Origin of the sequence: Vibrio japonicus, assembly GCF_024582835.1 — a bacterium.
In the GTDB taxonomy this organism is placed as follows: Bacteria; Pseudomonadota; Gammaproteobacteria; order Enterobacterales; family Vibrionaceae; genus Vibrio; species Vibrio japonicus.
The window spans coordinates 2,365,661-2,390,428 of the sequence record NZ_CP102096.1 but is presented as its reverse complement, the minus strand read 5'-3'; the positions used below and the strand labels follow the sequence as shown (position 1 = coordinate 2,390,428).

Sequence of the window (24,768 nt, the reverse complement as noted above, 5' to 3'; positions counted from 1 at the left end):
CTCAATTCGACTCACGCCCCATACCTGCGGCTCTGGCAAACGGTGTGTCGCCTGTACCTGGTTCTTCGGGCTTTGCTGAATCGCTGCCAATTGAGCCTGTCATCATCTCAGCCATCTCTGAGTTGGTCGCCGACTTAAACGCGGCTTGAAGGGCGGATGCGCCACCGGCAGTACTCATAACCGCACCAGCCGCCATTCCCCCGGTGGTCATTGCGGCCCCGGCCATTGCTCCGGCACTGATGTTGCCCGAACTGGCGGCGGCCCCCGCTCCAGGGATGAGACCGGCAACGATATTGGGAACGGAGTGGATCAGTAGCACCAGGACCAACGCGACAATGAAAATAACCAGTAGCTCTCGCATGGGAGCGTCGTCAGAAAGGTTGACCAGGAATGAATCCATGATGGACATCGCAATGCCGATCATGAGTGTCATCGTCATGAGTTTTAACGCCAGGCCAAGGACGTTGCGGAAATAGTTAATCGCGATATCGGAAGTCCAGCGTGAGCCGCCAAAACCAAGGACAAAGATGCCTGCATAGCAAAGTACCCAAGCCGACACCAAGGCCACTAGCACGTTGGCAGAAACAATCGTCATACAAACGACAATCAGCAGGGTGATGAAAAAGATCGCCAGGCTATCGAAGGGGCTGGAAAAACTGTAGGCATTGCCTGATTTAGCCACAATATCCAGCGCGATACTGATTGGCTCAGATGGCGTCAGTTCACGCGGTAACCCCGCAGCTTCTGCGCCAATGATTCTCAGTGAATCAATGATGGACGTGGCAAATTCAGGGCCATTACGTAGCAGCCACAGAAAGAAGCCGAACGTCATTATGAAGCGGATAAACTCGGCAAAGAATTCCCTGATATCCGCTTGGCGGAGGAGGAGGGTTCCTCCGGTCCAAACCAGAGAGATAGTACCAAGCAGCCAAAACAGCCAACTGGCATAGTTGGTCATTACGTCTGCCCAGGTACTGGCGACCGTCATAAACTGGAATGCGACATCATCCAGCACACCGTTGTTATCAATGGAAGCATGGGCGGTTGCCGAAGGGATAATCAAGCCCAAAGAAATTACCTGACGAGCCTTCATGATCAGAACCCCTTATTCTGGCTGCGATCGGTAGGGTCACCCATGTTCCAAAAGCAGTTAGCTTGTTGTCTCTCGGCTTTTGTCAGGCCCGGTGAGTCGCAATCGATATCTTTGATGTCTTGGGATTGGTCACAGCCAAGCAGAAGCAATGACGTAAGCAGGCACAAAGCGATAGGTGAAGTAATTTTCATGCTTAAAACCCTCTGTTTTGGGAACGGTCGGTTGGCGAACCAAAATCAAAAAGTGCTTCGTGGGCGGCTTGTTGCAGTGCCTCTTTATCTGCGTCTGCCTGCATCCGAGCGCCCACAGCGTTTTGCTGAGCAATCAATAAACTGCGGATTTGCAGCAGTTGGTTAGCCTGGTTACTGGCAAGCTGATTGGCATAACCGATGGCGGCCATCTGACCATCAGCTCCTTGAGCGGCTGACTGCAATCGCTGAAGCTGGCGGGCATCGGTTTGTAAGTTGTCTTGCTGGAGTGCCAGGTTGTTGAATAACGCGTCGTTGGCTTTTTTCTGTGACTCAGAGGCCAAGCGACGGTTTTGGATCATGGCAGTCCTTTCCGTTTCACTGCATCCTGAAGAGGAGAAACAAGGAGAACTGCGATAGTATGCCACATCCTGAAATTTGCCCAGATACTCATCCAGACTGCCGAGCTGATTCTGATAGTAGGCGAGTGTATTGGTCGCCTGAGTCAGGTCATGAATCGTGGATTGAGCCTGGTCCCAGATGTAGGAAGCTGGAGCCATGGTGTTTTGCAGCATGTTTTCATATTGCTGCAATTGGGACTGATACTGCTGGATTTGTTTGGCGGTCTGCGTCACGGCTTCCATCGCCGAAATGATGTTTTGTTGCAGGTTAACGCCGTCGGCCACTGGTATACCGGACCAAACGGGGCTGGCGTGCGCCATTATCCCGCCGAGTGCTAAAAGACGAATTTTAGCCGCTAAAATTTTTGTGCTGATGTTCATCGTGTATTCCTTACTGACGTTTAAGTGGTTTATCGACTTCTGCTCTTCTTGGCTTGTTTCTGTTTTTTCTGCGCCATTTCAGCGCGAAGTTGCGCTTTACGTTGTTCCAGCGCCGATAGCCTTTGCTCCGCTGGTTTGGCAAAACGCATGACGTCAAGCTGAGCAAGAGTGCTGAGCGTGTTGCGCCTGATGCCTGGCGGCGCTTTGCCAATTGGTGGAACACCACGGCGTTGAGCCTTAGCCGGTTTGGCCTGATGGTTGGTAGACAGCAAAGCTAATCGACGTTGTTCCAGACCTTTATCGCTGAAAGTAAGGGGCAGGCCGGTGTCTGCCGCTGCGCGGATCACACGAGCTTTAAACTCCGGAGAACCATTGACGCTGATCTGAGAGCCATAACGCTCCAGGGCTATTTTCAGCGCCTGAGTTATCGCTTCGGAGTCGGATTGGACCGAAACCTGGAGGCGCTGACCATCGTCACGTACTGCGCCATTTTTGGAGCGAAACAGAACGGTGCCGGTTTTGGTGATTGAATCGATCACACTGCTCTGGTCTTTGCGCGTCTGCCCGTTTCCCTGGAGCGTGTTGCCATTCAGTGCCTGAGCTGCTTCTCGCGCTCGCAACGCGGCTAATGCGGTTTGGTCGCCGTGTTGCGCTTGGTGTTTCAGCCAGTCGGCCCAGGTGCGCTTGCTGTGAGTTTGATAGACCTGTTGGCGTTCTTGTTGGTAGTGTTTATGAATCGAGGCCAAGTTGTTTTGCAGTGCCTGACTCGCCTGGGAATACAGCACACGTTTGGTAAATCGACCGCTGCCGGTCAGCTTGATGGCGGCGCGGCGAACCTTGTTGTTATTTTTGGCATTGATGATTTGCTGGTTTTTCTTGTGGCGAAGCTGCTCTAAAGCGGTGGCCTTATGAGTTGCGAGAGCCTTTTGCTCACGCTGATAGCGTGCATACAGTTCGCTGGTATCGATGCGTGTTTTTAGCGGCTGCTTTTGGTAATTGCGCTGCGCGGCTTGGCCGGAGTGATTGCTATCGATCTGAGCCGATTGGAACGCGCCGAATCGAGCTTCTAATTTGGGTTTTGAGAGATCGCGGGCAACGGTACTGGCTTTGACCGTGATGCCATTGTCAGCCGAGAAAACCAAGCCATTACCTTTGGCCGATAGCGTTAGGCCATGTGTGCGGCAGGTATCGTGTAATTCAGCCCAGGTCTGGGCGGCTTTCATCTCTTGTAAGCACTCTCGTTTAATCCAACCGGCCAGGCTTTCAATGCCCGAGTGTCGCTCCATATCAGCCGCACGCGCAGCGTTGTGAGTTTGCTGCGGAGTGTGATTATCCTGCTGGAGTCCAAACGCTTTTTCTAACTGCTCACATTGTTCGGCCAAGGTTCGATAGGCGGCATACGGTTCATGCATGGTGTGGCGCGTGGGATGAATCTTATTAATGGCAACATGGATATGCAGGTTGTCGGTGTCGTTGTGAACGGCGCTGATACGTTGATGTCCGTTAAATCCAAGGCTGTCACACACACGTTTTTCAATCTCTGAAAGCACGTCCTGAGCAAGCTGTTCACCGGCTCGGAAGCTGATGATCAGGTGATAGGTTTTATCGTTCTTTGCCCGGGTGTTCGACTGCTGAGTGGCAAGCACTTCGCTGATTGCATCCCGGACCGAATCGGCGTGGCAGTTCGTCAGCTTTACGTGTCCCAAGCGGTGCTCTTTGCTCTGAGCATCGGTGAGGTAATTGATTAAGCCGGCAAAATCAGATTTGTGCGTGGAACGCATTGGAATGTGTTTAACAATCATGACTATCACCTTTGGCGCAGGACCGATTCCATGATGGTGCTCATCTGATCTTTGGTGGTATCAATCCGGTTCAGCACGGCCTTGATGGTCGGCACACCGATTTGCGCGGCTTTAACATCATTGGTCAGCCAGAGTTTGAGTAAACCGCCAAGGCGGCCAAGATCGCCATTGACCTTAACCAGCTCTCGCACCTGCTGTGCATCAACGACGCTTTTCACTTGGCGTCCCTGACCAATTCTGCGCAGGTAAGTGGATACGCTCAGCCCGGCTTGTTTGGCGTTGGCTTCAATTAGTTCACGCTCTTCCGGCAGGCAATAGACTTTGATTGGCGTCGTATTCTTTCTGGTGACTTTCTCTGCATGATTCATGTGTTGTCTCCGTCTCGAACCGTCTGTTACTGACTCGGCCCCGCAGGGCAGGATTACCGTTGAGCGCCCTGGCGCGAATAAGGGAAGTGAAGTGGTAACCGCCGACTTGTCGGGGGGACCACTTCACCTATCCTGCCCGCAATATCACCCACAACTGTGTTTTGGATATCGCAGGTATGCTGCGCTGCTGTCGCGCAATTGCGCGTAAACCAGCCCAAAAGCAGGCAAAAACACGAACAAACCACATCAATACCAGCGAAAAACACACAAAGTTGTGTTGGCGTTGCGCATTGGTAGCGCCGCGACTGCGAGCTGACAGCGGGTAAACTGCGTGGCTGAGTATTCATATCAAGTCCTGCTTATTTGGCTTGGCATCAAACGAAAATCCGCTGATTTTGCGCGAAACGTTCTGCTTTTCTTCCTCTGGCTCATTGGTTGTGCAGGGCTTGGGCTTCGTCGCGATGTACTGCTTTACGTAGCGCAGAAACGTTTCATAGCGGAACGAGATATATTTCTGCTCCGTCAGGTACTCCCAAATGGTTTTGAGGTTATATCCGGCCTCAATGCCTTCTTCGACGAAGGATTGAACGCCAATGAAAGTCGCAAGGACTTCCTGTTTGGTGGGAGGGCGAGTTTTGGGCTGGCGCTGAATAATCCAGGCTTGCAGCTCTTTGACGTAATCCGACATATCAAGCCTCCATATTGTCCGGGGTAGCCTGGTCAATTAAGTTGGCGATATCGGAGACCTTGAAATAAACCCGTCTGCCTATTTTGAGTCGATTGGGTTTCAGCTTGTTGGCTAAATCGCAGTTAGTGCGAAGAGTAATTCTCAATCCTTCAGGGCTGCGATGCAGGATCTCTGCAACCTGAGTAAATGAAAGCAGCGGAGAATTGCCGTATTTGTTGTACAACCATTCTTCAGTCGTCATGTTGCTCTCCTTCGTAACGTTCGTTATTACTTTGAATTTGAGCGTATGAGATGTGAGTTTTCGTGTCAAATGGATACTTTTCGGTGGTATAGCTATACTTTTCGTGAATTTTATCGACAATTTTCGATATATCGTAAGTTTTTTGATTTGATGTTTTCTATTTTTTAGCGGCTAAAATCGAGTCTTTGCTGATTTTGAGCGTTCTTGATTTCGGTATATCGAACATTAATATCTCTATTGATAGAGTTTGTTATTTATCCTTTTGTTTTAATTGTTAAAGTTTACTTTTGTTCTGTACTTATAAATAAAGAGAGAGGAGTGGAATCAAGTGAGTGAGATAGTAAGCAGAGTTGGATTAATTCGGGTGGAATACGCTTAACTTGCAAAAATCACCTATCATGATTTTCTTTTAGTTGCATGTGCATTTGTGATTTAAATCACTATTGTTGTTAAGTGATTACATTCTATGGCTACTCAGTTGCCGTGAATGTGCCCCTCAAGTGTCAATATATGTGAGTTTATGAAGATATTAGAGAAGTGTATTACTGTGGCTCTGGTGGAGTTATTGACATATGAGGGGCATTTGAGAACTTTAACGACGACTCCTGTATGGAAAGCAGTTTCAGCTCGTCCTGGCTGAAACACTTCTGCTCCATGCGTACTAGCCTAAGACTTGGGACACATTTCTCTTGTCATCATTTGACCTATTTTTTCTAATAACTAAATATGTAATCAGTTTTGTATGGGGTGTCATACAAAACTGTCTTCATTTTTAATTTTGTGTTTTATATTTTAGTAAATGAAACAATATGATAAGTGACTGTATTCGGTGTTTTCTCTGCATTTATATGGAATGTGTCTAGTTAAAAGATACTGTTATAAGCCAAGGAGGCATCGAGTGTTAACTCAAATCTTCGAACAAAGTCTAGCCCAGTTTTTCCAAAGAGAAGCGCAAAATATCCTAAGTGGCGTTAGTGAAAGAAATCTTTGCTCTAGGCTCGCAATTCCTCTCGAAGCCATAGCTCACCAAAATGGCTTGTCAGCCTATTACGCTGATACCGAATACAACCGAAAGCAAAATGGTAGAGTTAAAACCATGCTGGATGATGATATGAAAGTTATAAACATTACTTGTGATTTAATCCTGCATAGTCGTGGTGAAGTAATGGCAAGAGACAATTTAATCGCTATTGAAATGAAAAAGACCGAGAGGCCCGAAGAAGAAAAAGTTAGTGATAGAGCACGTTTACGTACTTTAACAAAAGCTAGTTTTGATGATGTTTGGTCTTTTGATGGGCAAACTCACCCCGAGCATGTTTGCGGTTATGAAGTTGGTTATTTCATCGAGCTAGATAAAGATAATAACTATTACTCTGTACAGCAGTTTCAAAATGGACGCTTGGTTTCAGAGTTTGATGGTAATTTTGGCTTATAGCAAGTTGCTCAAGAAAGGACGCAAAAAGCTCGGCTTGCGCTCATTCTTCGCTAAATATAGCCTCTTAGCAAGACATTAAACGTCAAAATTGAGTTTTGTAATTATTGATAAGGATAGGATCGTGGAAGATTTGATCAGTAGTATATCAAGTATAATAGTAGATTATGCGGATGGAGAGTTTGGTCGATTAGATGAAGCTCATGTTCGAAGATGGATTGAACAGTTTGATGAGGTTGATCGTGAAGTTGTTTTGGCCGAGACCAATAGAATTCTAAAGCGTACATATATTACAAAAGAAGAATTCTCAAAGTTTATCTCTTCATTAATTACATCTCCGAAATTTTCTACAGAGGACCAAGCAGACTTTTGGTCAAAGGCGTCTCTTTGTGATGTTCAGTTAAATGGTAATAGCCAGACTGAATTAGTCTCTTTAGTACGTCAACATGTTCAAGATAAGTACGGATTGCAGCCAAAGGTAAATAGCCATTCAGAGCACTATATATATTTAGATGATTTCTTATTTTCGGGGAATCGCCTAGTGTCTGATCTTCGACAATGGATTATTAACGATGCCCCTCAAAATTGTCATATGAGTGTGGTCCTTATGGGGTGGTATCAAAGTGGCATTTGGTACGTACAGCGAACATTGCCAAAGTTAGCAGAAGCTTACGGAAAGAACATTACATTCAAATACTGGTCAATCGAGGATTTTCGCCTAGAAAATCGATTGTCCTATAAAGATAAATCTCATGTATTCTGGCCAGAAGAAGTTGTAATGGAAATTCCAGAAGCCCGTGAGTACATTGCCGGACAGGAACGAGAGCCAACGTTTAGAGTTCAGAATGATCTCAAAAACAAAGTGTTCTCTCGCAAGCGCAGAACTCAATATGAGTTGGCGATTACCAAAGCGGGCTTACAAATATTAGGCTACTGTCAATCTCCAAATAAAGTGGTTAAGCCATTGGGCTACAATCGTTTTGATGGTTTTGGCTTTGGATCTACGGTTTTTAGCTTCCGAAACTGTCCAAATAACAACCCATTAGCGTTTTGGTGGGGTGACCCTAGTTACTCTACGGCACATCCGTTTGGTAAGTGGTATCCTTTATTACAAAGGAAAACATACGGCTAGTATTATGAAACAACATGAAAAAAAGCAATATGACATAAGAAATGCAGCTGCATTTAAGAAAACCACCGAACAGTGGGGTGGTTTGTCAAATATGGCGGGCGGTTTTCCTGTTGTTGTAAATTGCGTGGCAATTAAAAGTGTGGAAGCACTATACCAAGCTTGTCGTTTTCCACATCTGCCTGACGTACAAGAAAAAATCCTAACACAAGGGAGTCCTATGACAGCGAAAATGGTAGGTAAACCATTTAGAGAGCATTCAAGAGACGACTGGCTAGCTGTTAGAATTTTAGTCATGAAGTGGTGTTTAAGAGTAAAGTTAGCTCAAAATTGGGATGAGTTTTCGTCACTCCTCCTGAGTACGCAGGATATGCAAATTGTTGAGATTTCGAATAAGGATGACTTCTGGGGGGCAAAACCTGTGGAGCAAAACTTATATGTTGGTGTAAATGCGCTAGGGCGATTGTTGATGGAACTTCGAGAACAAGTTATACATAATAAAAAAGAGCGCTTTATGGTTGTCCCTCCATTAAATATTCCTCAATTTAAACTCTACAATCAAGATATTTTGCCAGTAAATAAATCGGACTCTCGTATTTTAGCCACTCCACAAATTAACATGTTTGACGTTTAACAAACTGTTTAAGAGTGATTCTCAACGCGTTGCATTTAGTGTTTAAGGTAGTAGGCGGCGGCTTCGGTATTGCGTTGCTTAGCTTACATCTTAACAGGGCTACATGTATAAGGTTAAATGAATTAATGAGTAATTATCACGTTTTAATCAAAGAAAAAGACAGTGATTCATGGATTTGTTTGTTCAAAGATCTCACCGAGCCTGAACTGTTTGCCAAGTTTGTTTTTCCTTATAAAAAGGGTGCCAGATTATTGGTGTCTGGTTCTGTAATTGAAACGCATTCGTTGAAAAGCATTCGAGTTATATCTACACGGTTCTCTCATAAAACAGAGCTTCAGAAACTTCAGGAGCGCAGCCGTAAAGAAATTGATAACTTTAATGATGGAAGTCCGATTGTACTTATCAGTCCCGGATATGGATATGAAGATACTGAAATTAAAGATTGTGGTAATGATGTTACTGACCATTTTTTAACTTCGGCAGCAGGTGAAGCTCAAGAAACTTCATCGGTTAAAAAGCTAGTTGGCAGTCCTATGTTTAGTCAAACGGTAGTTGCAGTTATCGGTACTGTGGTTGGTGGGCTAATCCTAGCACTATTGACCTTATAAGAAGCGTTTAAGGTTTCAAGATACTTTTTCTTATCTGATCGAATAAATCGTTATCGCGGGTGTTCGACTACCCAGCTATTCAAAGATTGTATCGATACTAATCACTATGAATTACCCCCCAAGGTCAATAAACCAGCCTCATCCATTGGAGGACAGCCAGGTTACACCGGGCTCATCCCCATTTCATTGACACTTGAGGGGCGGTGTTGGCTAAGCCTTTTTCCCTTTGGCAATCGCGTCCAGTTCTTCAACCAGGTCTTCGGCTCTGAGGTGCGTGTAGCGGCGCAGCATCTGCATTGATTTGTGGCCGCTGATGGCGGCGACTTGCTGATCACTTAGCCCGCCTTCAACTAAGCGGCTGACGCTCTCGTGGCGCAGGTCGTGGAATTTAAAATCCTTCAGGCCAATCTTGGCTTTGATCTTCATCCACACTTTGTTGAAGTTGTACGGGCGTCGCTTGCCGTCTTTGCCTGGTTCGCCAAAGAAAATCAGATCGGTATCAATGGGCCGTACCGGATTATTAATCGCCTGCTTAAAGGATTCTAACGCCAGGAGAGAAAGCGGAACGGTTCTCGGCATGGTGTTTTTGGTTTCGACCAGGAAAACCACACGCTTTTTCAAATCAACCTGAGAGCGGCGCAGAGAAGTGATTTCAGAGGAACGCATACCGGTTTCCAGTGCGATACGAACAATCCAAGCCAGCATCGGATTAGTGTGCGCCTCAACGGCTTCCAGGAGCTGTATCTCTTCTTCCTCGGTCAAGCGTCGTTCCCGGCCAGAAGGTGGGGAGGGCTTACGAATGTTCTGGACCGGGTTAATTGCCAGGCCGATACCCCATTCTTTAATCGCAATATTGTACAGGTGACTGAGCAGGGCCAGGTCAATGCGCACGGTATTAGGTGAGCGTGGTTTGGGTGCCGGGTTACCTCTGGCGTCGCAACGGTCCAGGCCAGCTAATCGGTCGTCTCGATACTTGGCAATGATTTCGGGAGTCAGGGCAGCCAGGGAGTATTTTCCCAGGGCTTTGATAATCGGTTTGGAATGTCTCGCGTCACAGGCAGCGGTCGCCGGTCGTTTGGTCGGTGAGATTTCTGCCAGGTAGCGTTTTAACGCTTCTTCAATGGTGAGTCGTTCAGATGAGGAACGTTTGATATACACGCCACGCACAATTTCATCTTCGGTGCGTCTTGCCCAATCCTCGGCATCGCGTTTGAGACGAAAAGTTTTAGACGTCGTCGGCCAGCCGGTTTTTCGAATAACGGCTTTCCAGGTACCTGAAGAAGTTTTAACTAAAGTTGCCATGTGAGTACTCCCGAATGCGTACTGTACTGATTTTGTACCTCGGGACGGAATAAAAGGCAACATTCAAAGAAGGGTAAGCGATAAGTGCTTGATTTGAATGGTGGCCCCTCCCAGACTTGAACTGGGGACCAATCGATTATGAGTCGACTGCTCTAACCACTGAGCTAAGGGGCCTTTGTAGGGCAATGATTATAGGTGATGAAGATTATGCTGTCTAGATAGAGAGTAGGGTAAATGCGCTTAGTTTTTATTCACTTAAATCTGTTGAATACAAAAAAGGTGAGCCATAGCTCACCTTTTCATCAATAAAAGCACATTGCTTAGCAAATTACTCGTCTAGGAAGCTGCGCAGAGTTTCTGAACGGCTTGGGTGACGTAGCTTACGTAACGCTTTGGCTTCTATCTGACGGATACGTTCACGAGTAACGTCGAACTGCTTACCTACTTCTTCAAGAGTGTGGTCAGTGTTCATATCGATACCGAAGCGCATACGTAGTACTTTTGCTTCACGTGGCGTTAAGCCTGCAAGTACGTCTTTAGTCGCTACCTTAAGACTACCAGCTGTCGCTGAATCCAGTGGAAGTTCAAGCGTGGTATCTTCGATAAAGTCACCTAGATGCGAATCTTCGTCATCACCGATAGGGGTTTCCATCGAGATTGGCTCTTTCGCAATCTTAAGTACTTTACGGATCTTGTCTTCTGGCATCTGCATGCGTTCTGCCAGTTCTTCCGGTAGTGGTTCACGACCCATCTCTTGTAGCATTTGACGAGAGATACGGTTCAGTTTATTGATCGTTTCGATCATATGAACCGGAATACGGATAGTACGAGCTTGGTCTGCAATCGAACGAGTGATTGCCTGACGAATCCACCAAGTTGCATAAGTCGAGAACTTGTAACCACGACGGTATTCGAACTTATCTACCGCTTTCATCAGACCGATGTTACCTTCCTGGATTAGATCCAAGAACTGTAGGCCACGGTTGGTGTATTTCTTCGCGATAGAGATAACCAGACGTAAGTTCGCTTCAACCATCTCTTTCTTAGCGCGGCGAGCTTTAGCTTCACCGATAGACATACGACGGCTGATGTCTTTAATGCTTTGAACCGTTAGAGCTGTTTCATTTTCGATCGCTTTTAGCTTCATGATTGAGCGGCGAATGTCATCTTCGCTACGACGGATTTTGTCAGCGTATGGTTTATCAGATGCTAAAATTTCATCTAGCCAAGCATCGCTAGATTCATTACCAGTAAATAGGGCAATGAATGACTTCTTAGGCATTTTTCCGTATTCAACAGACGCTTTCATGATTAAGCGCTCTTGAGTACGTACTCGCTCCATAGAAGTACGCAGTTCATTGACTAGGTAGTCAAACTGCTTAGGTGTTAGGCGGAACTCTTTAAATACATCCAATACAAGCTCGTGCGCAATTTGCGCTTTAGGGCTTTCTTTGCCGAACTCGTTACAAGCTAGCTGGAAGTTTTGGAATGTATTGCGAAGCGCAGTGAATTTTTCCAAAGCAAGCTCTGGATCAATACCTGTATCTTCTTCGCTATCTGAGTCGTCACCGTCCTCGTCTTCATCCTCATCAATATCTTCTTCGTCTTCATCTTCAAGATCAGATTCAGCGAGTTCAGAACCGATGTGAGTAGCCGTTGGCGCAGTAGTTTCGTCCGAATTTGGGTCGACAAAACCAGTAATCAGGTCAGTCAGGCGGAGCTCTTCTGCTTGAATTTTGTCAAACTGCTCAAGGATGTAAGGGATAGTGCCTGGATACTCAGCCACTGCGTTTTGAACTTGGTTAATGCCATCTTCAATACGCTTAGCGATGTCGATTTCGCCCTCACGAGTCAGTAGTTCAACGGTACCCATTTCACGCATGTACATACGCACTGGATCCGTTGTACGGCCAATTTCACTCTCTACACTTGATAGAGCGGCCGCTGCAGCTTCTGCTGCATCTTCATCGGTGATAGTTTCATCGTCATTCAGAGCCAGATCATCGGCATCTGGTGCTGTTTCAACAACACGGATACCCATGTCGTTGATCATCTGAATGATATCTTCTACCTGTTCTGAATCTACGATTTCAGCTGGTAGGTGATCGTTTACTTCTGCGTAGGTCAGATAGCCTTGTTCCTTGCCTTTAATGACAAGCTGTTTTAGCTGTGACTGCGGATTTTGATCCATAGACGGTATCCAACTTAGTATCTGGTGAAGGAATTAGAATGCGAATTGCAAACCACACATTATAACAAATTAATTGGTTGCTGACTATTCGAACAGGGTTACGCTTTTAAATCTAGCATCAACGCTAGCAGCTCCCTTTTTTCTTCGGCTGATAAACCGACACTTCTTTCTTTGGCCTGCAGGTTTTCAATTTGCTTTTCAACGCACTGGGCAAGAATTTTGTCCAATGAGTCTAAGAATATATCTTGTTCATTATCTTCATCTAGTGGGATTTCCCACCCAGCAAGACGAGAAAGTAAAGCCTCATGGCTTGTATCACGCCAGTGCTCAATCAACTGGCCCGTATTTATATTGGGGTGCTGCTGACAATATTCAAGCACCTCTACAAATAATCTTAGTCCTGGTACCCCTAATTCTCTCACACTTGAGAGTTCTGGTACCATTTGAGCATAGCTCGGATTCTGGATAAGCAAAGCGATAACCTCTCGCATCGGAGTGCGTTTTATCTCCTTATGCGGTTGAGGTCGAGTCTCACCCACGATCTTTCGTGATTGGCGAAGTCGGTTATCAAATCCAGTTCGCTCATCCAATAGCTTTTCAAGTAACTCTTGAAAGTATGGATCAGGTATTTTATCGATCAAGGCGCTGGCATGTGCACGTAGCGCAGATTTACCTTCATTACTGCCAAGGTTAAGCTGATGGATGTCAATTAGGTTATCAAACAGGTAGTTTGAAAGCGGAGTCGCTTGCTGTATTTGCTGCTCAAGCGCTTCTTTTCCATATTTGCGAACGTAGCTGTCTGGGTCTTCACCATCAGGTAAAAACAAGAACTTAAGTGTATTGCCTGTTTTAAGGTACTGAAGCGCATTTTCCAACGCTCGCCATGCCGCTTCTTTACCCGCTCGGTCACCATCGTAGCAACACACTACGGTTTTTGTTTGGCGAAACAGCAGCTGAATGTGATCACCCGTTGTTGACGTACCCAGTGAGGCAACAGAGTAGTCGACACCATATTGGGCGAGTGCGACCACGTCCATGTAGCCTTCAACCACCAAGATCTGTTCAGGTTCACGATGCGCTTGCATGACTTCATAAAGGCCATACAACTCTTTGCCTTTATGGAAGATTGGCGTTTCGGGAGAGTTGAGGTATTTAGGCGTGCCTTCGCCAATGACTCGGCCACCAAAGCCAATAACGCGACCACGACGGTCTCGGATCGGGAACATAACTCGGCCACGAAAGCGGTCGTAACGACTGCCTTTGTCGCTTTCGATCAACATACCGCCCGAAACAAGCATATCTTGGGTTTGTTTATTTTGTCCGAAGTTCTTACGAACAAGATCCCACTCATCAGCAACATAGCCGATGCCAAATTTCTGAACGATCTCACCCGAAAGGCCGCGATCTTTTAAATAATCAATGGCGATCTTGCTGCTTGAGAGCTTGAGTTGATCTCGGTAAAACTGAGCAATGCTGCCCATAAGATCATAAAGATTGCGCTTTTGTTCGGTACTGGCTTGAGGTTGATTGGATTGGAAGCGTCCGTTTTGGCTTTGTTCTCTAGGAACATCTAAGCCAAGGAAAGAGGCAAGTTCTTCAATAGCTTCAGGAAATTCTAAACGCTCGTACTCCATCATAAAGTCGATGGCGTTCCCGTGAACACCACAGCCAAAACAGTGATAAAACTGCTTTTCTTGGCTTACGCTGAACGACGGTGTTTTTTCATTGTGAAAAGGGCAGCAAGCGCTGTAGTTTTTGCCTTTTTTCTTAAGTTTTAAGCGTGCGTCAATGATATCGACAATATCAAGTCGGGCGAGTAGGTCATCGATAAAGCTGCGAGGGATGTGTCCTGCCATAAAACCTAACAAAGAAAGAAAATACTAAGAGTAGATACAAACAAGCCGTGCGTTCCAAAGGATAGCACGGCTTGCTGCAAATATTGTTGGGTAATTAAGCCAGTTTGGAACGAACCAGACCGCTTACTTTACCCATATCTGCGCGCCCTTGAATCTGAGGCTTAAGCACGCCCATTACTTTACCCATGTCTTGCATGCCCGCTGCGCCAGATTCTGTAATTGCACTTTCAATCAGTGCAGTTACTTCTTCATCTGTTAGCGGTTGAGGCATAAAATCCCCAAGTACAGCAATTTCAGCTTGCTCAGCATCAGCCAAGTCTTGACGACCTGCTGATTCGTATTGAGCGACAGAATCGCGACGTTGTTTAACCATTTTAGTCAATACAGCAAGGATATCGTCATCGCCCAGAGTAATCTGTTCGTCAACTTCACGTTGCTTAATTGCGGCAAGAGCTAAACGAATAGTACCAAGGCGCAATTTGTCCTTGGCTTTCATCGCAGATTTTTGCTCTTCTTTGAGTTTTTCAATAAGAGCCATAACTATGATCCTTTAGGACTTAGTTATTAGTACAGGCGAACGCGACGAGCGTTTTCGCGAGCTAGCTTCTTAGCGTGACGCTTTTGAGCTGCTGCTTTAGCGCGTTTGCGAACTGTAGTTGGTTTTTCGTAGTGCTCACGACGACGCACTTCAGAAAGGATACCTGCTTTTTCGCAAGAGCGCTTGAAACGACGCAGAGCTACGTCGAACGGTTCGTTTTCACGTACTTTAACTACTGGCATATGCCTTTCACCTCAGGGGTTATTCGTTAACGCTGGTAATCAATAAACCAAATCACAAATGTTTGGTCACTAACCAGCTTGATCAAAAATGGTGCGGAATTTTAATCCGATCGCTACGGCTTTGTAAAGCACTTTGTCGATTATAGTCTGTACAAAATTTGTTTGCGAAGCTAAGGCGAGGTAATATTGCGCCAATTTTGAATTATAGGCAGAGACATCCAAGGTAAACCATGCGCATTATTGGTATCGAAACCTCTTGTGATGAAACAGGAATCGCGATTTATGACGATGAGAAAGGTCTACTTTCTCATAAACTTTACAGCCAGGTAAAACTGCATGCTGACTATGGCGGTGTAGTGCCTGAGTTGGCATCCCGTGACCATGTAAAAAAGACCATTCCACTGATTAAAGCAGCCATGGCGGAAGCGAATTTAACCCCAAAAGATATTGATGGTGTTGCTTACACGGCTGGTCCAGGTTTGGTGGGGGCTTTACTGGTTGGTGCAACGATTGGTCGAAGCCTTGCTTACGCTTGGGGCGTACCTGCAGTGCCTGTTCATCATATGGAAGGACACCTTTTGGCTCCAATGCTAGAAGACAACCCGCCTCCATTCCCATTTGTTGCTGTGTTGGTATCAGGTGGTCACTCAATGATGGTGGAAGTAAAAGGCATCGGTGAGTACAAAATCTTAGGCGAATCAATTGATGACGCCGCAGGTGAGGCATTTGATAAAACAGCGAAGTTGATGGGTTTAGACTACCCTGGTGGTCCACTGCTATCTAAGTTAGCGGAGAAGGGAACACCGGGTCGATTTAAATTCCCGCGTCCAATGACGGATCGTCCTGGGCTAGACATGAGTTTCTCTGGTCTTAAAACGTTTACCGCAAATACCATCGCGGCAAACGGCGATGATGATCAGACGCGCGCAGATATTGCATTAGCGTTTGAAGAAGCGGTATGTGCGACGCTGACCATTAAATGTAAGCGTGCATTGGAGCAAACCGGTTTTAAGCGTATCGTGATTGCTGGCGGTGTGAGTGCGAACCGTCGTTTACGTGCTGATCTCGAGCAGCTAGCGAAGAAGATTGGTGGAGAGGTTTATTATCCTCGCACTGAATTTTGTACCGACAACGGTGCCATGATTGCTTATGCAGGCATGCAACGCCTGAAAAACGGTGAGCTGGCGGATCTTTCTGTACAGGCTATGCCGCGCTGGCCGATTGATCAATTGGATCCAATCGCGTAAAGTAAAACTTGATTAAAGGTCGCTTTTTATAGCGGCCTTTTGTTTTTAATCATAGGAATACATTCTGGCTTGGGTTTAGAAGAGAAAGCCGAAGTCGACAAGGTAAACAAAACGGACAGAATATGCATAAGTTTTCTATCGATAACCGCGAAATGGCGTATTTAGATGAAGGGCAGGGACCTGTTGTTATCTTCGGCCACAGCTATTTGTGGGATAGCGCAATGTGGGCACCGCAAGTAGAGAAGTTAAGAAAGCACTATCGCTGTATTGTGCCTGAGTTGTGGTCGCATGGAGAATCGGATCACGCGCCATCTTCAACGCGATCTTTAACTGATTACGCGAAACAGATCCTAGCCTTAATGGATCATTTGGATGTTACAGAGTTTTCGATCGTTGGTTTGTCCGTTGGCGGTATGTGGGGAACTGAGGTGGTGACACTAGCGCCGCAACGAGTTAAATCCTTAGTATTGATGGATACTTTTGTTGGATTAGAGCCTGAAGTGGCGCACAACAAGTATTTTTCGATGCTAGATACGATCATTGAAGTTCAATCAGTACCTGAACCAATCATTGATGCTGTTGTTCCACTGTTTTTTGCTCATAACGCGAACAACGACTCGCCGCAGTTGGTGGAGTCTTTCCGAAGCCATTTATCGTCCCTTTCCGGAGAGAAAGCAGTCGAAGTGGCTAGGGTGGGTAAAATGGTGTTTGGTCGTCGTGATCAATTTGAAGATATCGAAAAATTTGCGTTGCCTGTTCTGATTGCGGTTGGTCAGGAAGATGCGCCGCGCCCGGTATTGGAATCATACCTCATGAATGATTCTATTACCGGCTCTGAGCTAGTGCAGATCCCTAAAGCAGGTCATATCTCGAATTTGGAACAGCCAGAGTTTGTCTCCAATATGCTGACAGAGTTTTTGGCAAAGCACGCGCACTAATCAAATACGCAAACAAATACCAATAAGGTCTCAAGCTATGAGGCCTTATTTAATCCATTCTTCTTTTCACCGACTTTGGGTTCTGTCCCTTCAAGCAAGCGCTTAATATTCTGATGGTGTCTAAAAACGATCAAGCAGCACAGCATGGCAACAGGCAGCGTGTATTGAGGCTTGATCATCCAGGTATAAAACGGAGCCAATAACACGGTAACTAAAGAGGCTAACGATGAATAGCGAAAGGCGAAGACGATAGCCACCCATGTTCCGATGACCATGGCGGTAAAATCCCATCCAATTGGAGCGATTGCGCCAAGCGCGGTAGCGACGCCTTTCCCACCTTTAAAATGAAAAAAGATTGGGTACATATGACCAAGGCAGGCCGCGATAGCGATGACGCCTAAAATGATGGGTTCAATACCAAGAAAGAAAGCTCCCCACACAGGAATCGTTCCTTTCAGCATGTCACACAGCAAGACGGATGCTGCCGCTTTTTTACCACCAATTCTCAGAACGTTGGTCGCTCCGGGATTATTCGAACCCACTTGTCTAGGGTCGGATAAACGCAGAATCCGACAGATCAAAACAGCACTCGAGATCGAACCTAGCAAGTAGGCGGCAATGATCATCACAAGTGCTAATGGGGTCATATTGGTATAACTCGTCTTTTAGAGGTGTGTGCCAAGCAAGTAATTGATATCATATCTTGCTTGAGGCTATCAGACTACCCAGAGGGGGAGACTGAGAGTCAATAGTACGACTTTTTAATTAACTTTGGTATCCGACCTGTAAAGGAAGTAAAGCGCATGGATAAAGTATTTATCGAGCAATTAGAAGTAATTACGACGATTGGTGTTTATGAATGGGAACAGGAAATCAAACAAAAGCTCGTACTCGATATCGAAATGGCACACGACAACCGTCCAGCAGGACGCAGCGATGATGTAAACGATGCGTTGGATTATTCTCAGGTGAGTGAAGCGGTGTTAAACCATATTGAAGGTGGTCGCTTCTTATTGGTTGAGCGAGTGGCGGAAGAGATTGCCGAATTGATCATGACACGCTTCAATGTGCCGTGGATTAAAATTCGTTTAACGAAGCCAGGTGCTGTAGCTCAGGCAAAAGGTGTGGGCGTGATCATTGAGCGAGGTCATGCATGATCACCACTTACATTGGGATTGGCTCCAATGTGGAACGACATAAACATATTCAAGTGGCTATTGAGGAGTTAAGCGCCATCGGTAGCCAACTTAGATTGTCCACTATATACGAGTGTGAGTCGGTCGGTTTTGAGGGAAACGCCTTTTTCAACCTTGTCGTAGAAATGAAAACGGCGCTAGATTTATCCGAATTTTCGCGACAGCTACGTGAAATTGAGTTCAAATGGGGTCGTTCTGCACAAGCGAAAAAGTTTCAGCCCCGAACGGTGGATCTCGATATTATTTTGTTTGGTGACTGTGTGTCCAAGCAGAGCCCCGAATTACCACGCAGCGATATCTATAAATATGGCTTTGTTATCGAGCCTTTAAATGAGCTGTGTGCTGAACTAATTATCCCAAGCGATGGTCGAACTGTTCGCCAAGTATGGGAGCAATCATCCTATAAAGAAGTTCTGAACCCAGTTCCCCTGTGGTTCACTGTCCCAAAATTATGAGAATACAATGAGTTACTTTGAAGCGTTTATTTTGGCTTTAATACAAGGCCTCACCGAGTTTTTGCCTATTTCTAGCTCTGCCCACCTTATTCTTCCTTCTGCCATCTTAGGTTGGGAAGACCAAGGGTTGGCATTTGATGTTGCCGTTCACGTCGGTACTCTAGCGGCTGTTGTTATTTATTTCAGACGTGAAGTGGTTTCTTTGTTACGTTCATTTTTCGCCTCGATCTTTAAAGGTGAGCGAAGCAAAGAAGCTAAATTGGCTTGGATGATCGTGATCGCGACGATCCCTGCGTGTGTATTTGGTTTAGTGATGAAAGATTTCATTGAATTGTATCTTCGCAGTGCATGGGTTATCGCGACGACAACCATCGTCTTTGGCTTACTGCTTTGGTACGTTGATAAAAACTCGAAGTTGATCGATGACGAGTATGCCGCCGATTGGAAGAAATCGGTATTTATTGGTCTTGCCCAAGCATTAGCGATGATACCAGGTACATCTCGCTCTGGTGCAACCATTACCGCTGCACTTTACCTTGGTTTTACCCGAGAGGCCGCAGCGCGTTTCTCCTTCTTAATGTCTATCCCTATCATTACGTTAGCAGGTAGTTATCTAGGTCTTAAACTCGTAACAAGCGGTGAGCCTATCCACGTTGGCTTCCTGATGACGGGCATTATTACCTCTTTCATCAGTGCTTATATCTGTATTCACTTCTTCCTAAAGCTCATTTCTCGTATGGGAATGACGCCTTTTGTTATTTATCGTTTACTACTAGGCGCGGGTTTATTTGCTTATTTAATGATGATCTAGTCCTTGTAAAAACTGTGTAATCTCTTAATGGACCACATATAGTCATCTCGCCTGATTGGCGACATTGTGATATATATGTGGTCTTTCTTTATCTCACTTCTTTGAATCAACCTTATGCGAATTTTTGCACTGACTCTACTTTTAGTATTAGGCTGGCTACAGTTTGAACTGTGGCTTGGCAAGAATGGCATTGCAGACTTTCAACTTGTTGAAGCTGATATCGAAGTTCAGAATCAGGTGAACGAAAGTCTAAAAGCGCGAAACAATGAAATGTTTGCCGAGATCGATGACTTGCGCCAAGGGCTCGACGCGATTGAAGAACGTGCTCGACATGAGTTAGGCATGATCAAAGAAGGGGAGACTTTTTATCGTATTATCGGAGAGGATAACTAATGTCCGATCGCAATATCCTTTCTCTTATTGCAATTGTCCCTGCTGCGGGGGTTGGCAGTCGAATGAAAGCCGACCGTCCTAAACAATATCTCACGATTGGTGAACGAACAGTGTTAGAACATACGGTTGAAACACTGCTTTCTCATCCGGCCATTCACAAAGTAGTGGTGGCAATCAGTGACGGTGACCCTTATTACCCCGACTTATCTATCAGTCAGCGCGATGATGTCGTGCGTGTTTCTGGGGGAAAAGAGCGCGCAGATTCAGTGTTGTCCGGGCTGGAATATGCGTCAACGCAATTGAGTGACTGGGTGCTGGTGCATGATGCAGCAAGGCCGTGCATTAAACTGAGCGATATTGACCGCTTGATTGATGTAGCGCTTTCACATAAGACGGGTGCGATTTTGGCGTCTCCGGTTAGAGATACGATGAAAAGAGCGAATACAGATAATAACATCGACCATACGGTTGAAAGAGAAGCTCTGTGGCATGCACTCACTCCACAAATGTTTAAAACTCAGCAGTTAACTCACGCTTTATCATCAGCGCTAGCAGAACAAGTCTCGATTACAGACGAAGCTTCAGCTCTGGAATGGCTTGGTGAGCATCCCGCTTTGGTACAGGGACGCGCAGATAATATAAAAATAACCCAGCCTGAAGATTTGGCGCTTGCTGAGTTTTATCTACAGCGAAATAAAGGATAAGTTATGATTCGAATTGGCCACGGTTTTGACGTTCACAAATTTGGTGGTGAAGGCCCGGTTATTATTGGTGGCGTTGAAGTTCCTTACGAGCAAGGGCTGATAGCGCATTCTGATGGCGATGTAGCATTACACGCTTTATGTGATGCGTTACTTGGCGCGATTGCTGCTGGCGATATAGGCCGTCATTTTCCTGATACCGACGATAAGTGGAAAGGTGCTAATAGCCGTGACCTATTGCGCGATGTATACCGCCGCGTTAAAGAACAAGGTTACGTGTTAGGTAATGCCGACGTGACCATTATGGCGCAAGCACCAAAGATGGCTCCTCATATCGAATCAATGTGCCAAGTGATTGCAGAGGATCTTGAAACTGAACTTGGTAATGTGAATGTCAAAGCGACAACCACAGAACGTTTGGGCTTTACCGGACGAAAAGAAGGCATCGCGACTGAAGCGGTGGTATTACTTATCAAAAAATAACTCAGTTATGTGTGGCTCTATACTCTATAGCGAGAGCCGCATGTAATGGAACAAAGTATGTCTGATATTCTATCTTCTATGGCTTACCTGACGGGTAAACCGACCGCTACAGGTAAAATCAAAGCGTTGCCTGAGCATTTTCAAGTGAATGAATTACTTGGTTACGAATTCGCGGGTAGCGGCGAACACTTAATGATCCACATTCGTAAGACGGGTGAAAACACCAGTTTTGTGGCGAACGAACTTGCGAAAGCGTGTGGCGTAAAATCAAAAGATGTCAGCTGGGCGGGTTTGAAAGATCGCCACGCAGTGACGCAACAATGGCTTAGTGTCCATCTGCCAAAAGGTGAAACTCCAGATTTTAGTGAGTTCCTTGCACAGTATCCGAGCATCGAGATTCTTGAAACGACCCGACACAACAAAAAACTTCGCCCAGGCGAGTTGGCTGGTAACCACTTCACGGTAACTTTATCCGAAGTGAGTGACGTAGAGAGTGTATTGAAGCGCTTAGATTCTATCGCCAAAACAGGCGTGCCGAACTATTTTGGCAGCCAGCGTTTTGGTAACCAAGGCAATAACCTTGAAGAAGCTCGCCGCTGGGGAAGAGACAACGTACGTACTCGTAACCAGAATAAACGTAGTCTGCTACTTTCAGCTGCTCGCTCGTGGATATTCAACAATATTGTGTCAGCACGTATTGAGAAAGGTCTGTTTAATCAGCTTATTGATGGTGATCTAGTACAGATTGAAGGGCAGCAACAGCTGGTGGACTCTGCGAATAAAAGCATGCTTGAAGAGCAAGTTTCCCAAGGCCACGCATACATTACGGCGGCATTGGCTGGGGACAATGAGTTACCTACGCGAGACGATGCATTGTCGTTAGAGCAGCCTCATCTCGATGAAGAACCCGATTTAATGGCATTAATTCGCGGTAATCGTATGCGTCACGATCGTCGCGAGATTTCTTTGAAACCACAGAACTTAACTTGGCACTCAACAGAAGATTCCGTCACGCTTAGTTTCTCTTTGGATTCGGGTTGTTTTGCAACAGCGATCGTTCGAGAGCTCATTGAAGAGGTAGAAGTGGAGCGAACTTACTAATGGAAGGTAAAGCGCTAAAAATCTTGTTGAGCAATGATGATGGTGTTTACGCTGAGGGCATTCATGCATTAGCCAATGCATTGAGAGATATTGCCGAAGTGACCATTGTCGCCCCAGACAGAAATCGCTCGGGCGCATCTAATTCATTGACACTTGAGCAACCTCTGCGTGTGAACGAAATTGCCGACAAGGTATTCTCTGTACAGGGAACGCCTACAGATTGTGTTCATTTTGCGCTGAATGAGCTAATGAAAGATGATCTCCCAGAGTTAGTGCTAACAGGCATCAACCACGGTGCCAACTTGGGCGATGATGTTTTGTATTCAGGAACGGTAGCCGCAGCGATGGAAGGACACTTCCTTGGTGTTCAGGCCGTCGCATTTTCACTCGTTGGGAAGCACCACTTTGCGACTGCGGGGAAAGTAGCCAGACAAATCGTTGAGCAGCACATCCATGCGCCAATTCCAACTAATCGTCTATTGAATGTGAATATCCCCGATTTGCCTCATGATCAACTGCAGGGCATTAAAGTCACTCGATTAGGTGCTCGTCATCATTCAGAAGCGATGATCAAACAGCTCGATCCTCGTGGGCATGAAATTTATTGGCTCGGTCCTCCAGGAAAAGAACAAGATGCAGGGGAAGGAACGGACTTTCACGCCGTCGATAAAGGCTATGTGTCAATCACACCTATACAGGTCGATCTGACCGCGCATGAATCGTTAGCAAGCATGGATAATTGGTTAAAGGGTAATTGAGGATGGCAAACCCGAAGGCGGATAGATTAGTCGAGTTTCTTTCTAAAAGTGGGATTCAGAGTCTCCAAGTTTTGGAATCTATTCGTCGTATTCCGCGTGAACGTTTCGTCTCTCAGGCGATGATGCATCAGGCGTACGATAATAATGCTCTACCTATTGGTCTAGGGCAGACCATTTCTCAACCTTACATTGTTGCTAAAATGACAGAAGCTCTGGAGCTGACCCATTTGAGTAAAGTCTTAGAGGTGGGCACAGGTTCGGGATATCAGACGGCCATTTTATCCCAGTTGGTTGAGCGTGTGTTTTCTGTTGAGCGTATCAAATCACTACAATGGGAAGCGAAGCGTCGTTTAAAGCAGCTTGATATATACAATGTGTCGACCAAGCACGGAGATGGCTGGCAAGGTTGGGCAGTCAAAGCACCATTTGATGCGATTATTGTCACGGCGGCGGCGGAAACTGTGCCACCAACGTTACTTGAACAACTCGCTGAAGGCGGGATTATGGTGATCCCTGTGGGTACAGACGTACAGCAATTGCTGAAAATTACGCGCCAAGGTGATACATTTATTTCTGAAGTTATTGAATTAGTTCGTTTTGTTCCTTTAGTGGCTGGTGATCTCGCTTAAACATGTCATTCCAATCTCAATCAATGTTGATGCTTAGTGTATGCAGTGTGCTTTTTGGGTGCGCTGCTCATACGCCTGCTCCTGTGTCTGGTTTGAAGAAAGATTATAGCTCTATTCCTCGGGGTAGTTATCGTGGTAGCTACTATGAAGTGCAAAGAGGCGATACGCTGTACTTTATCGCTTATGTCACAGATAAAGATGTAAAAGAGATCATTAGTTACAACAACCTCATACCGCCCTATACGATCTACCCTGGTCAAAAATTGAGACTTTGGCGACCTGCTTATACCCCCCCATCCTATGGTAGCAAAGGCACAACGGCGATTGCGGTGGTGACTCCCCCAACACCTATCCCTCCGCCAGTAACATCGAGTAAAAACTCTACTCAACAAGTTGCATCAAAGGCTGATCAAAAACCGCCTGAATTGGTCAAAAAAGATCCACCAAAGGAGGTTGAACAACGCAAACCAAAGGAGTATGTTGAGGCTAAGGCTGAACAAAATGTCAACAAAACGGTCACTACACCCAAGCCTAAAAACAACAATATCTCTAAATGGTTGTGGCCGACAAAAGGGAGGGTGATTAAAAACTTTTCTGCTGGGGATCAGGGAAATAAAGGTATCGACATTGCAGGGCAGCGAGGTCAGGCCATTGTTTCTACAGCAGAAGGAACCGTTGTGTATTCAGGGAATGCACTTCGAGGTTACGGGAATCTCGTAATCGTAAAACATAACGATAATTACTTAAGTGCTTATGCACACAATGATCAGTTGCTAGTGCGTGAAGGACAAAGTGTTAAAGCAGGCCAAAAAATTGCAACAATGGGCAGCTCAGGAACCAATAGTGTTCGATTACACTTTGAAATTCGCTACCAAGGTAAGTCTGTTAATCCAAAGCGCTACTTGCCGTAATAATTTGATTGGCTTAAGGAATAATATAGCGACATTAGAAGTAGTAATGTC

Annotated in this window: 29 protein-coding genes and 1 tRNA gene; 16 read left to right on the top strand and 14 right to left on the bottom strand. The window is 45.8% G+C overall.

Going from position 1 to position 24,768, the window contains the following annotated elements; translation table 11 throughout:
* Nucleotide 1: 1 nt before the first annotated feature.
* From trbL to NP165_RS11170, 7 genes are all read right to left on the bottom strand, one after another.
* The gene (trbL, locus tag NP165_RS11200; protein WP_257084038.1) at nt 2–1,093 is read right to left on the bottom strand and encodes a P-type conjugative transfer protein TrbL; all 1,092 of its coding nucleotides are present in this window, start codon (nt 1,091–1,093) and stop codon (nt 2–4) included.
* A gap of 2 nt (nt 1,094–1,095) precedes the next feature.
* Nucleotides 1,096–1,284 carry a hypothetical protein gene (locus NP165_RS11195; RefSeq protein ID WP_257084037.1) on the bottom strand — a complete coding sequence of 63 codons (189 nt, stop codon included), beginning with the start codon at nt 1,282–1,284 and terminating at the stop codon, nt 1,096–1,098.
* Between the two features lie 2 nt (nt 1,285–1,286).
* Nucleotides 1,287–2,063, bottom strand: a complete 777-nt coding sequence (trbJ, locus tag NP165_RS11190; RefSeq protein ID WP_136483276.1) for a P-type conjugative transfer protein TrbJ — start codon at nt 2,061–2,063, stop codon at nt 1,287–1,289.
* A gap of 29 nt (nt 2,064–2,092) precedes the next feature.
* Nucleotides 2,093–3,865: a TraI/MobA(P) family conjugative relaxase gene (gene traI / locus NP165_RS11185; RefSeq protein ID WP_257084036.1), complete on the bottom strand. Its 1,773-nt coding sequence runs from the start codon at nt 3,863–3,865 to the stop codon at nt 2,093–2,095.
* Between the two features lie 5 nt (nt 3,866–3,870).
* Complete coding sequence (traJ, locus tag NP165_RS11180) at nt 3,871–4,233, bottom strand: conjugal transfer transcriptional regulator TraJ (protein WP_213879926.1); 363 nt, start codon at nt 4,231–4,233, stop codon at nt 3,871–3,873.
* A gap of 343 nt (nt 4,234–4,576) precedes the next feature.
* The gene (locus NP165_RS11175) at nt 4,577–4,921 is read right to left on the bottom strand and encodes a TraK family protein (protein WP_257084035.1); all 345 of its coding nucleotides are present in this window, start codon (nt 4,919–4,921) and stop codon (nt 4,577–4,579) included.
* A gap of 1 nt (nt 4,922) precedes the next feature.
* Nucleotides 4,923–5,162 carry a helix-turn-helix domain-containing protein gene (locus tag NP165_RS11170; RefSeq protein WP_017048924.1) on the bottom strand — a complete coding sequence of 80 codons (240 nt, stop codon included), beginning with the start codon at nt 5,160–5,162 and terminating at the stop codon, nt 4,923–4,925.
* Nucleotides 5,163–6,060: 898 nt separating this feature from the next.
* Here NP165_RS11170 and NP165_RS11165 point away from each other — a divergent pair.
* From NP165_RS11165 to NP165_RS11150, 4 genes are all read left to right on the top strand, one after another.
* Nucleotides 6,061–6,597, top strand: coding sequence for a hypothetical protein (locus NP165_RS11165; protein WP_257084034.1), 537 nt, complete (start codon nt 6,061–6,063; stop codon nt 6,595–6,597).
* 121 nt (nt 6,598–6,718) lie between these two features.
* A complete protein-coding gene (locus NP165_RS11160; protein WP_257084033.1) occupies nt 6,719–7,726 on the top strand; it encodes a phosphoribosyltransferase-like anti-phage protein in 1,008 nt (335 codons plus the stop codon).
* A 4-nt stretch (nt 7,727–7,730) separates the two neighbouring features.
* Complete coding sequence (locus NP165_RS11155) at nt 7,731–8,357, top strand: NADAR family anti-phage protein (RefSeq protein WP_233946122.1); 627 nt, start codon at nt 7,731–7,733, stop codon at nt 8,355–8,357.
* Nucleotides 8,358–8,482: 125 nt separating this feature from the next.
* On the top strand, nt 8,483–8,965 hold the full coding sequence (locus NP165_RS11150) for a hypothetical protein (RefSeq protein WP_233946154.1): 483 nt from the start codon (nt 8,483–8,485) through the stop codon (nt 8,963–8,965).
* Between the two features lie 210 nt (nt 8,966–9,175).
* Here the strand turns inward: NP165_RS11150 and NP165_RS11145 are convergent, their stop codons facing one another.
* The 6 genes from NP165_RS11145 to rpsU all read right to left on the bottom strand — a co-directional run bounded on the left by NP165_RS11145 (nt 9,176) and on the right by rpsU (nt 15,094).
* On the bottom strand, nt 9,176–10,267 hold the full coding sequence (locus NP165_RS11145; protein WP_140317109.1) for an integrase: 1,092 nt from the start codon (nt 10,265–10,267) through the stop codon (nt 9,176–9,178).
* A gap of 98 nt (nt 10,268–10,365) precedes the next feature.
* A tRNA-Ile gene (locus NP165_RS11140) sits at nt 10,366–10,441 on the bottom strand.
* Nucleotides 10,442–10,595: 154 nt separating this feature from the next.
* On the bottom strand, nt 10,596–12,458 hold the full coding sequence (gene rpoD / locus NP165_RS11135; RefSeq protein WP_257084032.1) for an RNA polymerase sigma factor RpoD: 1,863 nt from the start codon (nt 12,456–12,458) through the stop codon (nt 10,596–10,598).
* A 98-nt stretch (nt 12,459–12,556) separates the two neighbouring features.
* Complete coding sequence (gene dnaG / locus NP165_RS11130; protein WP_257084031.1) at nt 12,557–14,314, bottom strand: DNA primase; 1,758 nt, start codon at nt 14,312–14,314, stop codon at nt 12,557–12,559.
* A gap of 94 nt (nt 14,315–14,408) precedes the next feature.
* Complete coding sequence (locus NP165_RS11125; protein WP_257084030.1) at nt 14,409–14,852, bottom strand: GatB/YqeY domain-containing protein; 444 nt, start codon at nt 14,850–14,852, stop codon at nt 14,409–14,411.
* A 26-nt stretch (nt 14,853–14,878) separates the two neighbouring features.
* Nucleotides 14,879–15,094 (bottom strand): 30S ribosomal protein S21, encoded by a 216-nt coding sequence (gene rpsU, locus NP165_RS11120; protein ID WP_001145625.1) that lies wholly within the window; start codon nt 15,092–15,094, stop codon nt 14,879–14,881.
* A 230-nt stretch (nt 15,095–15,324) separates the two neighbouring features.
* Here rpsU and tsaD point away from each other — a divergent pair, with 230 nt between their 5' ends.
* Entirely contained in the window at nt 15,325–16,341 is a 1,017-nt protein-coding gene (tsaD, locus tag NP165_RS11115; protein ID WP_257084029.1) for a tRNA (adenosine(37)-N6)-threonylcarbamoyltransferase complex transferase subunit TsaD, read from the top strand.
* Nucleotides 16,342–16,463: 122 nt separating this feature from the next.
* Nucleotides 16,464–17,279 (top strand): alpha/beta fold hydrolase, encoded by an 816-nt coding sequence (locus NP165_RS11110; protein ID WP_257084028.1) that lies wholly within the window; start codon nt 16,464–16,466, stop codon nt 17,277–17,279.
* A gap of 35 nt (nt 17,280–17,314) precedes the next feature.
* Here NP165_RS11110 and plsY read toward each other — a convergent pair whose 3' ends face one another.
* Nucleotides 17,315–17,926: a glycerol-3-phosphate 1-O-acyltransferase PlsY gene (gene plsY, locus NP165_RS11105; RefSeq protein WP_257084027.1), complete on the bottom strand. Its 612-nt coding sequence runs from the start codon at nt 17,924–17,926 to the stop codon at nt 17,315–17,317.
* A 156-nt stretch (nt 17,927–18,082) separates the two neighbouring features.
* Between plsY and folB the strand changes: the two genes are divergently transcribed.
* The 10 genes from folB to nlpD all read left to right on the top strand — a co-directional run bounded on the left by folB (nt 18,083) and on the right by nlpD (nt 24,717).
* Nucleotides 18,083–18,436: a bifunctional dihydroneopterin aldolase/7,8-dihydroneopterin epimerase gene (gene folB / locus NP165_RS11100; RefSeq protein ID WP_257084026.1), complete on the top strand. Its 354-nt coding sequence runs from the start codon at nt 18,083–18,085 to the stop codon at nt 18,434–18,436.
* Nucleotides 18,433–18,930, top strand: a complete 498-nt coding sequence (gene folK, locus NP165_RS11095) for a 2-amino-4-hydroxy-6-hydroxymethyldihydropteridine diphosphokinase (RefSeq protein ID WP_257084025.1) — start codon at nt 18,433–18,435, stop codon at nt 18,928–18,930. Before folB ends, folK begins: the two co-directional genes overlap by 4 nt.
* A gap of 7 nt (nt 18,931–18,937) precedes the next feature.
* Nucleotides 18,938–19,741: an undecaprenyl-diphosphate phosphatase gene (locus tag NP165_RS11090; protein ID WP_257084024.1), complete on the top strand. Its 804-nt coding sequence runs from the start codon at nt 18,938–18,940 to the stop codon at nt 19,739–19,741.
* A gap of 114 nt (nt 19,742–19,855) precedes the next feature.
* Nucleotides 19,856–20,134 (top strand): cell division protein FtsB, encoded by a 279-nt coding sequence (gene ftsB / locus NP165_RS11085; RefSeq protein ID WP_257084023.1) that lies wholly within the window; start codon nt 19,856–19,858, stop codon nt 20,132–20,134.
* The gene (gene ispD, locus NP165_RS11080; RefSeq protein WP_257084022.1) at nt 20,134–20,838 is read left to right on the top strand and encodes a 2-C-methyl-D-erythritol 4-phosphate cytidylyltransferase; all 705 of its coding nucleotides are present in this window, start codon (nt 20,134–20,136) and stop codon (nt 20,836–20,838) included. Before ftsB ends, ispD begins: the two co-directional genes overlap by 1 nt.
* A gap of 3 nt (nt 20,839–20,841) precedes the next feature.
* The gene (ispF, locus tag NP165_RS11075; RefSeq protein ID WP_257084021.1) at nt 20,842–21,318 is read left to right on the top strand and encodes a 2-C-methyl-D-erythritol 2,4-cyclodiphosphate synthase; all 477 of its coding nucleotides are present in this window, start codon (nt 20,842–20,844) and stop codon (nt 21,316–21,318) included.
* A gap of 57 nt (nt 21,319–21,375) precedes the next feature.
* A complete protein-coding gene (gene truD, locus NP165_RS11070; protein WP_257084020.1) occupies nt 21,376–22,419 on the top strand; it encodes a tRNA pseudouridine(13) synthase TruD in 1,044 nt (347 codons plus the stop codon).
* Nucleotides 22,419–23,177, top strand: a complete 759-nt coding sequence (gene surE, locus NP165_RS11065; RefSeq protein ID WP_257084019.1) for a 5'/3'-nucleotidase SurE — start codon at nt 22,419–22,421, stop codon at nt 23,175–23,177. Before truD ends, surE begins: the two co-directional genes overlap by 1 nt.
* 2 nt (nt 23,178–23,179) lie before the next feature.
* A complete protein-coding gene (locus NP165_RS11060) occupies nt 23,180–23,806 on the top strand; it encodes a protein-L-isoaspartate(D-aspartate) O-methyltransferase (protein WP_257084018.1) in 627 nt (208 codons plus the stop codon).
* Nucleotides 23,807–23,808: 2 nt separating this feature from the next.
* Nucleotides 23,809–24,717 carry a murein hydrolase activator NlpD gene (gene nlpD / locus NP165_RS11055; RefSeq protein WP_257084017.1) on the top strand — a complete coding sequence of 303 codons (909 nt, stop codon included), beginning with the start codon at nt 23,809–23,811 and terminating at the stop codon, nt 24,715–24,717.
* The last annotated feature ends 51 nt before the right edge of the window (nt 24,718–24,768 follow it).